Genomic DNA, 13,385 nt, shown 5'->3' on the forward strand with positions numbered 1-13,385 from the left:
ATGAGGCTGTTGGATTATACATCCGAATCTGGGGCCAATCGGAACTGTAAAATCTGCAACCGAGCCTCGTCCTTAAGTACGAGCATTGGCATGGGCTGGTTGCGATGTTAGCGTTGAGTTAACACCGTGATCAATCGTCGGTTTGTAATCCATGGTGCAATTCGCCTAGCCAAAGTTTGGGTATAATGCGCAGGAATAACTACACCATGGAGTTAACCTATGGCCTATTATGTTGAAGAGCGCCCAGGTGGGCCAGCGCTAGCACCTCGTCGCCCCACAATTAATGAATTTTTTCTTTCGACTTACCAAGTTGGTCCATATGTGGGCTGCGAGTTTGGGTGTGCCTATTGCGATGGCTGGTCGTTCAGTCAGCGGCCATTTAACGAGGTTATCCGCGCTAATGTTGATTTGCCTGATCGTTTTGCTGAGCAACTGAGCGTAGTTTCACGCGGCGATCTGATTGCCTTTAGCCTTGGCGATGCCTACCAGCCTGCCGAAAAAACCTATCGCCTAACCCGCCAGATGCTGCAAGCTTGCCAAGTTGCCAAGCAACCAGTGCTGATTTTGACCAAAAGTTTGGCAGTGATGGATGATTTGAGCTTGCTGCAACGCATGAATGAGCAGGGTTTGGCGATTGTTGTAATGAGCATTCCAACGATTGATCCCTTGCTCTCGGAAAAATTAGAGGGCAAAGTTGCCCCCCCCTCAGCCCGTTTGGAAGCCTTGAATACGCTCAAACGTGCAGGTATTCCAACTGGCGTGGCGATGTTGCCAGTCATTCCCTATCTGACCGACACTGATCGCCAATTGCCCTTGACCTTGAATGCGATTGCCAATGTTCAGCCCGATTTTGTGGTTTGGGAATATCTGTGGCAGCCGAATGAGCGCCATCGTCAACGAATCACCGATTTGCTTTCGCGCTTAGGTAATTATCCAGCCTCATATTATCGCGAATTGTATGGTAAGGATATGCAGCCCAGCCTAGAGTATCGCCGCGAGATGCATCGCGATATTTTGGGGCGTTTTGAAGAGCTGAATCTCAACCCGCGAGCACCATTGGAGCTGTATCGCGAGCATTTGGCTCCCAATAATGTGGCGGCCTTGATGCTCAAACATCAAGCCTTTATCGACCAAATCAAGGGCCGCGAACTATTGGCTAGCCGCCACTCGAATTTGGCCGAAGCGGTGTTCAATGGCAAAGCCGATGAGCCAGCTTTAGCAGTTAGCCCATTGTGGCCGATGCTGCGTGAAGTGCTGAATATTAGCGATACCCGCGCCCGACTCGACCAAATTCTTGAAAAAGTGCGTAGCCCTGATACCCCTACCGATCCCAGTAACGAGTGACCCACGCAGTGGCCAGCGGTACGCATGAGGTGAAGCAAAAACCGCCTCTAGAAGCTTAAAAATACTACTCGACAAAGCTACGAACTCAGGTAGTATGTAGCTCTGAGTTCCTAATGCCAAAATCTGCCCTGACCGCAGGTTTCGGCTGATTCACGTAGGTGTCATGAGTGTTCAAACGCCCAACGTCCGCTTGCCCGATTCGGCTGCCCAAGCGGCCATGTTGCCAACCGAATGGTTATTAATCGGCTTAGTTTGCGGGCTGGGAATCTGGTTGTGTTGGCGTTGGCAGCGCCGCCGCACCGCTCAGCGCATTAGCACCCAATTAGGGTTGTGGCACTGGCCGCAAAGTCAACAAACCTTGATTCTCGATCAGCAGGCAACGATTATTGCAATCAGCCCACTGCTAAATCAACAGCTTGGCTACCCAGCCCTCAGTCTCAACGGTCAATCATTCAAACACCTCCTGCATCCTGATTCATCCAACCATTTTGATCAATTACTGTATACCCAAACAGCTCAAATTCACTGGCAAGCGTTAGATTGTCGCCATGCTGATGGCTCGTGGCGTGGGCTGGAGTTTTGTCGGCATCAAGTTGGCGGCTATTGGCTGCTCAATTGCCGTGAAACTGAGCCGGTTGCAACTGCTGAACGGACACCGCCAGCCTGCGATTGGCTGACTGGCTTGCCCAATCGGCATAGTTTGGTTATTCAACTACAACGCTTGATCGCCCAGCGCCAACTTGATCAACAACACTTTGCCGTCTTGTTTGTTGAAGTCGATCGATTTAGTGCAATTAATGATGCCTTGGGCTACGATGTTGGCGATCAAGTGCTGCAAACGATTGCCCAACGCCTTCAAGCAACGCTTGGCCCAAATGATTTAGCTGCTCGTTTAGGTGGTGATGAATTTGTGGTCGTGCTTGGTCAAGTGCAACATGCTCAGCAAGCGCTTGAGCATGCCCAACGGATTCAAGAGCAATTTAACCAGCCAATTGTACTGCGCGATAAGCCAATTTATACCACGCTTGGCATTGGTGTAACGCTTGGTGATGGTCAAGCCCAAGCCGAAACCTTGCTGCGTGAGGCAGATACGGCGATGTATCAGGCCAAAACGAATGGTATTAGTCAAATCTTTTTGTTTGATCGAGCGTTGCATGCGGCGCTGGCTGAGCGTTGGCAACTGGAAATTGATTTGCGCGGAGCCTTAGAGCGCCACGAATTAATTTTGCATTATCAGCCAATTACGGCTTTACCAACTGGTCAGATGGTTGGGGTTGAGGCCTTGTTGCGCTGGCATCACCCACAGCGCGGCATGATTCTGCCCAACGAGTTTATTCATTTGGCCGAGGAAAGTGGCTTGATCGTGCCGATTGGTTTTTGGGCCTTGGAAACTGCCTGCCTACAATTTTTGGCATGGCAAGCTGATGATTCGCGGCCCCGTTTGCAAGTGCTTTCGGTCAATCTCTCGGCGCGTCAACTGGCCAGCCCGGCCTTAATTCAAACCTTGGGCGAGATTATTCAGCGCACTGGCATCAATCCAGCCCAGTTGGAGCTAGAAATTACCGAAAGTATGGTGATTCATGGCTTTGAATTGGCCCGAGCACAGTTAGGTGCAATCAAAGATTTGGGGGTAAAGCTGGCGATTGATGATTTTGGTACAGGCTATTCATCATTGAGCTATCTGCACCACTTCCCCTTGGATACGCTTAAAGTTGATCGCTCATTCGTTAATGCGATGAGCGATGGCAGCCGCAACGTCGAAATTGTGCGGGCAATTATCATGCTCTCGCAACAACTGGCCATGAATGTAATTGCCGAGGGTATCGAAACGATCGAAGAAGCGGCAACTTTGCGCGATTTGGGCTGCGATTATGGTCAAGGCTACCATTTTAGCCGCCCCATGACTGCACCCGATATTACCTCGTGGCTGCATAGCCAACCGTTGAGCCTCTAAAAAACCAAACGCCCTGCTCGGTTGGCACACGGAGCAGGGCGTTTTTGTGAGTTTTGAACCCCGATCTACGACATTGCGAACAAACGATCACCCGGCAAGCGCAAAATCCCGACCACAACCAAGACCAAAACCGCCAATGTGCCCAAGGCCATCAAGCGATAGCGGGCTGCTGGAATTTCGCCACGCTTAACTTTGACACTGACGACATGGGCCAAGCCCAAGGCCAATACCATCATCGTTGGGTGCTCAAAGCGAATTTGGGCTGGATTGAGTTGGCTCCACGATTTATTCACAACATATAAGGCTAAGCCACCAAGCAATTGAATATCGATCGCAATTGTGGTGTAAAGCATAATCTTACGGGCCAGATCGTTCCATGGTTGTTTGGTTAGCCAACCCCACAAACCATAGCCGATGGCAACCAACACTGCCAGCATAACAATCCAACGCCAACCTGAGTGAGCACTCAGCAGAAACGTTTGCATGAGTCGGTGTTCCTCCAAAACAAAATTCAATCGAAAGCACTGGGCTGAATGCTATCATAGCATAGCCTAGGGTCGTCAAGTATTCAATCGTTGCCATTTGTGAACGCAAAAAACCGCCCTCAGTGCTTGACACCAAGGGCGGTCGGGTTGAGCGAATTAGATTTTGTTGTTGCGAATCAACCAAACCCCGGCAACAACCAAACCAACTGGAATCAGCACTGGAGCGATTTCGACCAAGATGCTGCTCAGGAACAAGGCACCACCGATGACCAAGGCGCTCTTGAGCCACAAGTTCCGGCGAGCTTTGATTACATCTGGGCTAACCGTGGCAACAGGCGTTGAAAGGTTGCTAACCGGAATGCTTTGGCCGATTGGTTGACCAGTCACTGGATCAAAGCGATATGGTTCAGCTTTGATGGCTTGACCAGTCATTGGGTCGAAGCGAGCATTGACGCTTGGTTGTACGCCAACGCTTTGGGCCACTTGATAGCTAACTGGTTGTTGCACGGCTTGGGTTGATTGAGCCAAGTAGCTGACTGCGCCGCGTGGCATAATAAACCACAACAATGGGTAGAGTAAAATGCTAATCCCCGTCATCACCAAGAATACAAAGGCTAAGCGAACCCAGATTGAATCGATAGCCAAGTATTCGGCAATCCCACCACAAACGCCAGCAAAACGGCGGTCGGTAGCGCTACGGGTCAAACGGTTAGAAACTTGGGTTGTCATTGTCTAGCTCCTTCAAAAGCAATTGATTGATTATCTGGTAGCTAGGACGCTCGGCTATTTTGAATTGTTGCAGTGAGAATCACGATGATTTTTAAGCTTGAAATCATGCCAAGTCTAGCGATCAGGTTTTGATCCACGAAGAACACGAAGTGACACGAAGTTTGGCTATAGGCTTTTGGCTGTAGGCTATGGGTTGATCACAGTCCAATAGTCTCCGATAGCCCATAGCCTTCAACCTATAGCCGCATTCCTCTGCACTTCTGCGTTAACGTTAGCCCCAAAGCCTAGCTTCTGACTTTTATACTAACTTCATCCTTCTCTTTACTCGATCACTAAAACCCCACCGCTATCGCTCATTTGTGAGCCACCTTGGCTGATGCTGATATTGTTGCCATTGCGCTGGACTGTATAGCCAGTGTTTGGCTGCAAACCAGTGATTAATTGGAGGTTGGCAGGGTTAGCAGTGCTATATTCGATTGTGGCAAAGGCTTGATCGACATTAATAGGGAAGAGCACCACCTGCGAGCCAATTTGTGCTCCAGCATAGTTGCCAGAACTGGCTTGAATTAAGCTAACATTGGCTGGCGTAACTCCACTGTTGGCTGCTTGCAACACCTGCAAAAAGCGTACATCCTGTGGGTTTCCTGGCGCATCAATCCGCAATCGCACTTTCATCGGGTCGTCGCTAGCCGCAGTATTTTCTGATTGTTGGTCGGCAAGGTTGACGGCGGTTAATGTCGCACCCGCTGGCAATAAACTGGTTATATTCAGGCTTTGGCCGCCAGCCGTGGTCATCGTAGCACGGTTGCCGTTGATTATGGCTGGCGTGGGCAATTGTAGCCACCAGCGTTTGAAGCGGTTGGCGGTTTGCGATGTGCCACGATCATAGGTCACAATCGTGTCGGGTTTGAGCCAAACAATCGAGCGGCTAGCATGGCTAATATCGGTCGTCGCCTCATTTTCGCTATTGTAGAGATTGGTTGCATCGCCCAAAGCATAGGTAAAACGGCTATCAAGGCTATGCGCTACCAAGGTTGGATCGCCAGTTGGCACTAAATTCCATTGCGAGCCACGTTGCCACAGATCGATCCGCCAATCGGATGGATCACGATCAGGCTGATCGTTTTCAAGCGCGATCAGGTTGCGAAACTCCGAGCTAGCGATGCCCTCGGCAATATCAGCGTAGCCCGTGCGAGCCTTGGTTAGCCATTCGCCGTTGCGAAACCACTCAAAATGGTTGCCATCGGCCTGTTGATGGTCGATAAAGTTCCAGCTTAGGCTGAAATTGAACCAACCTGTATCATCGGCCCAACTGGTGCGCGAGAAAATTTTGTGCATGCCCTCGGCGTAAAAATCTAGCGGCAGGCTTGGTCGTGGGTCGGTCGCCACCGCAGCCGTCGGATCAAACAGCATAAAATAGATAATTGCATCGCGAAAATCATTGGGGTTGCCAACCCGTTCGATTAAGCCATCAGCACCACCTGGCGGGGTGACGGTTTCGATCCAGCGCACTTTGGCCAAACGCGCAGCATTGCCAGTCCGTTGATCGTAAATGCCCAATGAACCAAAAGCATTGATAAAATCGACCAAGTGATAGCTCTGGGCATCGCCATACCAGGCTGGCTGATAGACCAAACCATGATTGGGATCTTCAGTTGGGTTGGAACTCAACGAGTGTAAATAGCTAGTAACGAAATCGTCCCAAAATGGATTTTCGGTTAGTTTACAGTGCGGGCCACAGGTATCTTTGCCTGCGGTTTGCAAAGCCAAGAGAAATTGAATCGCATAGCTGGCGGTTTGTGGGCTATACTCAAAGCCTTCGGGTAACAGGCCACCCTTGCTATCGGTGCGGGTCAGATGATCAAAAATATACAGCCAAGCACCTGTGGCGTTGTTCAAATAATCGCGCAGTTGGTTATTGGCATCATCATTGGCATCAAAAGCTAGCGCCATCATGCCCAAATTGCGCATATGCGCCACAAAATAGTTGTTGCCTGACCACCGAACTTGGTTCGTATCGGTAATTAAACTTGGATCATTGATCACGCCAACTGGTTCAGGATGATGATAGGCACGTTGGACAATTTCATCTGACCAGCGCAAAAAGACCCCGCGAATCGCCGCTTTATCACTAGCACTCAAGACTGGGTAAATCCAATCGACGACCAAGGGAAAGGCCTCGCCATGCCAGCGGGCGCGGTTTGAATCTTCGGTGAAAAAGCGCGGGCTACGAAACGGTGGGTAGCCTGTCGATTGAGTTTCAGGGCACAGATAATCGTCATTTTCGGCTGGGCCTTCAGCAGCAATATTGATAATGTACATCAACAAGGTTCGTGCTCGTTGGGCATAATCGGCGCGAGCCGCCTCGTTGGGATCGATCAACGACATAAAGGCGAAGAGTTCAGCATACATTTCGGTTGGAAACTCTTCGTATTCGGTGCTGCCACAATCGCGGGTTGGCACATCGCCAGCATCCATGGTGATTTTGGCCTCTTCCGCCACCAACTTCAATCCATCACGATACATTGGGTTACTATCGCTGGCCCACGCTCGCAGCCTTGGCAAATCGGCTTGAGTTAGCCACAAACGTGGGTGAGTATTTGGATCACCAGTCATGATCACTGGCAAACTAGTTTTGGTTGAATCGGGCGGCAAATTGGTGGCCTCACCGCTCACACTCGTGGTAGCCGGGCTACTAGGTGCGGGTGTAGCTACCCCACAGCCTACCAAAATCAGTAGCAATACCAACATTGATATCCGTTGCATAGGTTCCTCCACAATGCCTTAGCGGGCTGCTAATGGCAAATAAACTTGGGGTAATTGCACCGCCGCTTCGACCGAACCGACATCACAGCTCGCCAGGCGGGCCGCGCCTCGTTGATCCGTCGTTGGACAAAGATTAGGATCGGCACTATCAATTAATGGGCTGCCCGTCAGCGGCGTATAAACTGGCATGGCAACGCGCCCACCATTCACTTGGAGCGCTGAAAGCAGCAGATTATTGGTATTTTGCTGATCGCTGGCCGTATCTAGCCCAGCACATGTACCATCGCTGAAATTGAAGCCCAACGATTGGATAGCGCTGCCACCACAATTATTACTAGCGCCAGCCACTACACTATTACCAATTTGAATAATGCCAGGTTGCTCGCTGGTCAGCGGCGAATCTTCGTACCATTCGTTGCCTGCCAAGGCTGTGTTGTTGTACAAAGTGCTGTTGATAATCACCGCATAACGGGCTTTGTGATAAAGGCCACCACCAAATTGATCGGCCTGATTTTCGGCTAGCGTCACGTTGGTCAAGGTCAAGTTATCGTCGGAATTTTGGTAGATTGCGCCGCCATGGCCAGCACTGGCGCGATTGCGAATCAGGCTAGCATTGCTGATAAACAGCGTGCCACTGGAATGAAAAATTGCTCCGCCGCCATTTGTGCCAGTTGCTTGATTCGCCTCGATTAACAGATCGACGAGTTCGGCGTGTGTGCCATAATGACTGATAGCGCCACCTTCATCGGCCTGATTGCCTAGCAAGCGTGAGCGTTTGAGCAATAAGCGTCCGCCACTATTCCAAATTGCGCCGCCAGTGCCACTGACCGTATTGGCTTGCAATAAACTATCGGTGATCGTCAGGCCACCGGTGTTTTCGAGCGCACCGCCATAACCACCAGTATTTTCGAGAAAATTGCTATAACGAATGGTTGCCGAGGCTTGAGTGTGAATGAAGATCGCGCCGCCATCACGGGCTTGATTGCGATAAAATCGGCTGTTGGTGATTGTGGTTGGGCCAACGCTATAAATCGCTCCCCCAAATGAAGTAACCGTGTTGGTCGGAGCTATATTGGCAGTAAAATCGCTGTTGTCAATAGTCAAATCGCAGCCGTCGTTGTAAATTGCACCGCCCGAAGCCGAGCGATTGCGCTGAAAGCTGCTATTGCGAATCGTCAAACTGCCGCCGCTGCCGACATAACAATAGATTGCGCCGCCTTGGCTCAAGGCTTCGTGATTTTTGAGCACAACCCGATCGAGCACAACCTCGGCTCCAACTAACTCTAACGCCCCGCCGCCAACCGCCGAAAAACCTGCTTCTAGCGTCAAATTTCGTAGATTTAGCTGAATTGCACCGTTGGCTACGAACAAGCGATTGAGATTACGCCCACTCAGTGTGATTTGATTTGCCCCATCAATCGTGGTAGAACTAATCAAAATTTTATCGCTGGTAAGATTGATTGTGGCTGCTCCGCCACAATTAAAGCTAATCGTACCGCCGTTGCTAAGCGCCGAATCCAGCGCAGCCTCGGTACAACTAGCAGGCGTACCAGTGCCAACCACGCCAGCGGTTGGTACAGCCTGAACCTGAATTGTCACAGCTAACGTACAGCAAACGAGCAGCAACGCCTTAAAAAAGTGCATATGATCCTCCAAAGTTGGATTTGACTCATTCTGAAGGAGTTATACCAGCAGCCTTGGCAGAAAACTTGACATTTCCTACCACTCTCGCTAAAGCTGAATGATTTGGCCTAAAACCATGACCTTTTTATCAATCGACAATCAGCGTTAACCTGTTACGATCAGCTTGACGTGGGCAATCCCAGCGACGAGGAAGTGACGATGACTCAAACTGCAGTTAATTCACCAGTGGCGTTTGGCAAGCAATTGCGCTTGTTGCGCCGCCGTGCTCGCCTAACCCAAGCCGAATTAGGGATTGCCGTAGGCTATAGTGATGCCCAAATTTGTCGGCTTGAAACAGGCCGTCGCCCCCCCGACTTAACGACGTTGATTGCGCTGTTTCTGCCAGCGCTGGATATCGAAGCTCAATCGCACGAAGCTCAGCACCTATTAGAATTGGCCGCGATCGCCCGCGAAGAATTAATCGCCGAACCAAGCCAAAACAATCATGTTTCGTTCAATCAAGTGCTGCCAGCCTTGGCCAGTCATTTGCCTAGCCCAACCAGCTACTTTTTAGGCCGTGGCGCTGAACAACAACGTATTTTGCAATGGCTGAATAATCCTACGATTCGCTTAATCAGCATTGTGGGCTTGGCGGGCATTGGCAAAACCCAACTTGGCTTGCACTGTTTGCATCAATTTGCCAACCAAAGTGAGCAGCAGTGTATTTTTGTTGATCTGGTGACCGCCAACGATCCTGAATCGATGGTTCAGGCGATCAACAAGGCGCTTGAAGTCAGCGAAAGTCCCGATGAGCACCCCCTGAGTTTGGCAATTAGCCAGCTTGAGCATCAACCAAGCTGTTTACTGTTGGATAATTGTGAGCAAATTCAGGATGCCAGCCGTGTGATCAGCCAATTGCTCAGCGAAGTACCAACTCTTAAATTAATCGTTACCAGCCAATTAGCTTTGCGTCTGAGTGCCGAACATGTGCTCCAACTCACGCCCTTGGCCGTGCCCAACTTGTTGGCCTTGCCGCCCTTGGCTGAATTAGCCCAGATCGAAGCTATGGCCTTGTTGTTGGCGCGGTTGCAAGTGCATAACCCCAAACTTGAATTGACCGAGAAAAATGCATTGGCGCTTGCAGCCTTGTGTGTACGCGTCGATGGTGTGCCTTTAGCGCTGGAGTTAGTTGCTGCTTCGGGCCGTTTGTTCGACCCCGACGCCTTGTTGAGCGAATTGGCCAGCCATTTTTTGAGCATGCGACGGCGAGGTCGCGATTTACCATCACGTCACTATTCGGTTACGACCGCGCTGGCCTGGAGTTATCAACAGCTTGATTCGGCTAGTCAACGCTTATTTGATCGGCTGAGCGTATTTGTGAGCGGCTGGACGGTCGAGGCGGCCTTGGCAGTTTGTGGCCCAGAATACGAACGCCATGAGCTAATCGAACAATTAAATATGCTGCTTGATCATAGCCTGATTCAACAACAAACTAGCGATGATTCGACCCGTATGAGTATGTTAACGATGGTGCGCACCTTTGCTCAAGAGCAAGCCAACAAGCATGCTGAACACGATGTGCTTATGAGCCGCATGCTCAATTATTTGATTGAACTAGCTCAGCAAGCCGAGCAACCATTGCGCTCCGGCAACAGCCAAGCCATGTGGATTCAGCGGCTCGAGGCTGAGCACGATAACATTCGAGCGGCATTAAATTGGGCTTGGCAACACAACGCGCATCAACGAGGTATTCGTTTGGTTGGCTATTTATGGCGTTTTTGGTATATGCGTGGCTATTTGCGCGAAGGTCGGCGTTGGTTTGAAAATCTCTTGATCAGCCATGAACCAAATCCTGATGTTGATTTTGCACGGGCACTCGATGGCGTGGGAATTTTAGCTTGGCGACAAAGCGATTATCACCAAGCTGAACAATGGTATCAGCAAGCGCTTGCCATCTACCAAACCACCCAACACACCGCTGGTCAGGCGCAAGTTTTGGGTCATTTGGGCTTAGTGGCAATGGATACCGGAGCTTATGCCCAAGCAGCGGCCTACTACGAACAAAGTTTACCGCTGTATCAAGCAATTGAGGATCAATCCGGTGTGGTTGCTACATTACACAATTTAGGCAATCTCTATTGCCAACAATCGGAAAATCAACGAGCAAGCCAGCTCTACCAAGAATGTTTACAGATCTATCAGCAAATGGGCGATCAATCGGGAGTGGCATTAATTGCTTTAGGTTTAGGCGTGATTGCCCGCGATGAACAACGATTAGAGGCAGCCCAAGCCTCGTTTGAACAAAGCCTCAGCTTGGCACGCGAGCTAGGCGACGATTGGAATGAAGCGACGGCCTTAATTAACTTGGGCAATATCGCAATGGATACGAGCCAACCCAAACTTGGCTTAGCGCATTATCACCCTGCTCAGCAAATATTTGAACGTTTAGGGGATCAGCAATCCTTATGTCTGCTGCATACACGAATTGCCAATGCCCATTGGGTGCTTGGGGAACATACGCAGGCCCAAGCTGGCTATCGTCAATGCTTGATGTTGTCCCATGCAATTGGCTTTGATCCAGGTATTGTTGAAGGCTTAGAAGGGCTGTCCCATTGCTTGAGCCAAACCTTGCCAACGACTGCGGCCCAGCTCATGGCCTATGCCGCCCAGATGCGCAGCACCAAAGGCTACCCAATTATTCCTGCCGATGAACCTGGCTATAACCAAATTGTGCAAGAAATTCAGGGTCATTTAAGCACCACAGCGTGGCAACAGGCCTATCAGCAAGGCCAACAACTGAGTTTACAGCGAGCAGTGAGTTTGGCCCTAGCCAATTGATCTGAGGGCTACACCAAAAGGGGGATTGACGCGACCATGCGGCTGGCTATACTAGGCCACAGCGTAGTTTAGAGGAAATTTATGCGTACAATTGATCTTGCTACTTGGCCACGTCGCCAGCATTTTGAACTTTACCATAGCATGACTTACCCCCACTTCAGTTTATGTGCCAACGTCGATATTCAGATTTGGTATCAAGCAATTAAGGCTCGCCAAGCCCGTTTAAGTACCAGCCTCACCTTTGTGGTTGCCCGCGCCGCTAACGAACAAGTGGCCTTTCGTTGGCGGATTCGTGGTGATAGTGTGGTTGAGCATGATCAGGTTGATCCGTCGCCAACCGTCTTGCTCGATGACGATCTCTTTAGCTTTTGTGTGATTCCCTATCGGGCTGATTATCATGAATTTTCAGCCTTAGCCGAAGCCAAGGTCGCTGAAGTTAAAGCCAACCCAACCATCAGCGACGAGCCAGGCCAAGATAATTTGCTGTATATGACCAGCATTCCGTGGGTCAGCTTCACCAGTATAATGCACCCTGTGCATCTCAACCCAATCGATTCAGTGCCTCGCATTTCGTGGGGCAAACACACGCTTGACGGCCAACGCCGATTGATGCCCGTAGCGGTGCAAGTCCATCATGGCTTGATGGATGGGCTGCATGTTGGGCGTTTCTACGAGCGAGTTCAAGCAATTCTCGATCATCCTGAGGATTTTTTGGGCTAATTTGTACACCAAGCAGCCAAAACAGTGCTTACTCATCCTTTTTGCATCCATTTCAATTTGTTAGAATCAATCGGTGTGTAGATAGGTGCAACGCTTGCACTGGCAATCGTAAGCGTTGCTAGCACTGTGAGGTGTGGCATATGCGAACTATTCAATGGACGAGCACGCGACGGTGGTGCATGGTTCTGGGAGTTGTACTAGCCTTTTGGCCAAGTTTTGCCTTGGCTTGTACCCAACCAGTTGGCGGGCATCCACATTATACCCCTACCGAACATACCAACGCGGCTGCAATCGTTTTAGAAGGAACGGTGGTTGGTGGTCAACCTAACAATAGCCCCTATATTCAAATGGCCACCGTCGAAGTAACCCAATATTTCAAAGGTGTTGCGGCTGGGGTTGGATCGCCCTTTGTTTACATTGATGGGTTTGGTAGTGGGGCTGCCTGTCTCTCGCAGGTAAGTATCGGTGATCATCTCATTTTTTACGTGAGAATTGGGCCAAAAGGCCAGTGGCAAGCCCATTATATGAGTGCTGGTGATGCTATAGCCCAAGTTACGCCCGAAATTGTAGCCAAAATTATCGCCGCAGTTGGCAGCCCTCCAGTCATACCATTGCCCTCAACGCCTGGGCCGCTTGATCCAACGTCGATCCCAATCACTACGCCAGTCGATCCATCAACAGTTGTAGCACCAACGCCGCAATTACCGCGCGAACTGCCAGCGACCAGTCAAGCAAGCTTGCCATTGATTTGGTGGGTTTTGTTGGGATTAACCTGTCTAGCTGGTGGTATTTGGCTGCAGTGGCAGTATCTTAAATCAAGGGTCTAGGGAGCATATTAAGAACATAAAGCATAGAACAGAGAACATAAGGGTTGGGCATCGGGTAATTGACAGCACAGCATAATCATATCCATCTGTGCCAATCTA

General features: G+C 50.2%; 9 protein-coding genes. 5 read left to right on the forward strand and 4 right to left on the reverse strand.

From position 1 onward, the window contains the following. Positions 1-219: 219 nt before the first annotated feature. Together ABEB26_RS12260 and ABEB26_RS12265 are read left to right on the forward strand one after the other, a co-directional pair. Positions 220-1,344 carry an SPL family radical SAM protein gene (locus ABEB26_RS12260; protein ID WP_345722301.1) on the forward strand — a complete coding sequence of 375 codons (1,125 nt, stop codon included), beginning with the start codon at positions 220-222 and terminating at the stop codon, positions 1,342-1,344. Positions 1,345-1,507: 163 nt separating this feature from the next. Next, positions 1,508-3,298: a putative bifunctional diguanylate cyclase/phosphodiesterase gene (locus ABEB26_RS12265; RefSeq protein WP_345722302.1), complete on the forward strand. Its 1,791-nt coding sequence runs from the start codon at positions 1,508-1,510 to the stop codon at positions 3,296-3,298. A gap of 65 nt (positions 3,299-3,363) precedes the next feature. On the opposite strand, the gene ABEB26_RS12270 is transcribed toward ABEB26_RS12265, so the two are convergent. The 4 genes from ABEB26_RS12270 to ABEB26_RS12285 form a co-directional block, all read right to left on the reverse strand. Continuing rightward, on the reverse strand, positions 3,364-3,783 hold the full coding sequence (locus tag ABEB26_RS12270) for a hypothetical protein (protein WP_345722303.1): 420 nt from the start codon (positions 3,781-3,783) through the stop codon (positions 3,364-3,366). Between the two features lie 156 nt (positions 3,784-3,939). Further along, positions 3,940-4,512: a PspC domain-containing protein gene (locus tag ABEB26_RS12275; RefSeq protein ID WP_345722304.1), complete on the reverse strand. Its 573-nt coding sequence runs from the start codon at positions 4,510-4,512 to the stop codon at positions 3,940-3,942. A gap of 321 nt (positions 4,513-4,833) precedes the next feature. Further along, a complete protein-coding gene (locus tag ABEB26_RS12280) occupies positions 4,834-7,278 on the reverse strand; it encodes a hypothetical protein (RefSeq protein ID WP_345722305.1) in 2,445 nt (814 codons plus the stop codon). Positions 7,279-7,296: 18 nt separating this feature from the next. Continuing rightward, on the reverse strand, positions 7,297-8,922 hold the full coding sequence (locus ABEB26_RS12285; protein WP_345722306.1) for a choice-of-anchor Q domain-containing protein: 1,626 nt from the start codon (positions 8,920-8,922) through the stop codon (positions 7,297-7,299). Positions 8,923-9,120: 198 nt separating this feature from the next. Here ABEB26_RS12285 and ABEB26_RS12290 point away from each other — a divergent pair, with 198 nt between their 5' ends. The 3 genes from ABEB26_RS12290 (at position 9,121) to ABEB26_RS12300 (ending at position 13,286) form a co-directional block, all read left to right on the forward strand. After that, the gene (locus tag ABEB26_RS12290; protein ID WP_345722307.1) at positions 9,121-11,739 is read left to right on the forward strand and encodes an ATP-binding protein; all 2,619 of its coding nucleotides are present in this window, start codon (positions 9,121-9,123) and stop codon (positions 11,737-11,739) included. Positions 11,740-11,820: 81 nt separating this feature from the next. Then, positions 11,821-12,459, forward strand: a complete 639-nt coding sequence (locus tag ABEB26_RS12295; protein ID WP_345722308.1) for a CatA-like O-acetyltransferase — start codon at positions 11,821-11,823, stop codon at positions 12,457-12,459. A 140-nt stretch (positions 12,460-12,599) separates the two neighbouring features. After that, the gene (locus ABEB26_RS12300; protein ID WP_345722309.1) at positions 12,600-13,286 is read left to right on the forward strand and encodes a hypothetical protein; all 687 of its coding nucleotides are present in this window, start codon (positions 12,600-12,602) and stop codon (positions 13,284-13,286) included. The last annotated feature ends 99 nt before the right edge of the window (positions 13,287-13,385 follow it).

Origin of the sequence: Herpetosiphon gulosus (genome assembly GCF_039545135.1) — a bacterium.
Lineage (GTDB): Bacteria > Chloroflexota > Chloroflexia > Chloroflexales > Herpetosiphonaceae > Herpetosiphon > Herpetosiphon gulosus.

Coding starts and splice junctions, on each gene's coding strand:
- ABEB26_RS12260 (WP_345722301.1), top strand. CDS start 220: ATGGCCTATTATGTTGAAGAGCGCCCAGGTGGGCCAGCGCTAGCACCT.
- ABEB26_RS12265 (WP_345722302.1), top strand. CDS start 1,508: ATGAGTGTTCAAACGCCCAACGTCCGCTTGCCCGATTCGGCTGCCCAA.
- ABEB26_RS12270 (WP_345722303.1), bottom strand. CDS start 3,783: ATGCAAACGTTTCTGCTGAGTGCTCACTCAGGTTGGCGTTGGATTGTT.
- ABEB26_RS12275 (WP_345722304.1), bottom strand. CDS start 4,512: ATGACAACCCAAGTTTCTAACCGTTTGACCCGTAGCGCTACCGACCGC.
- ABEB26_RS12280 (WP_345722305.1), bottom strand. CDS start 7,278: ATGCAACGGATATCAATGTTGGTATTGCTACTGATTTTGGTAGGCTGT.
- ABEB26_RS12285 (WP_345722306.1), bottom strand. CDS start 8,922: ATGCACTTTTTTAAGGCGTTGCTGCTCGTTTGCTGTACGTTAGCTGTG.
- ABEB26_RS12290 (WP_345722307.1), top strand. CDS start 9,121: ATGACTCAAACTGCAGTTAATTCACCAGTGGCGTTTGGCAAGCAATTG.
- ABEB26_RS12295 (WP_345722308.1), top strand. CDS start 11,821: ATGCGTACAATTGATCTTGCTACTTGGCCACGTCGCCAGCATTTTGAA.
- ABEB26_RS12300 (WP_345722309.1), top strand. CDS start 12,600: ATGCGAACTATTCAATGGACGAGCACGCGACGGTGGTGCATGGTTCTG.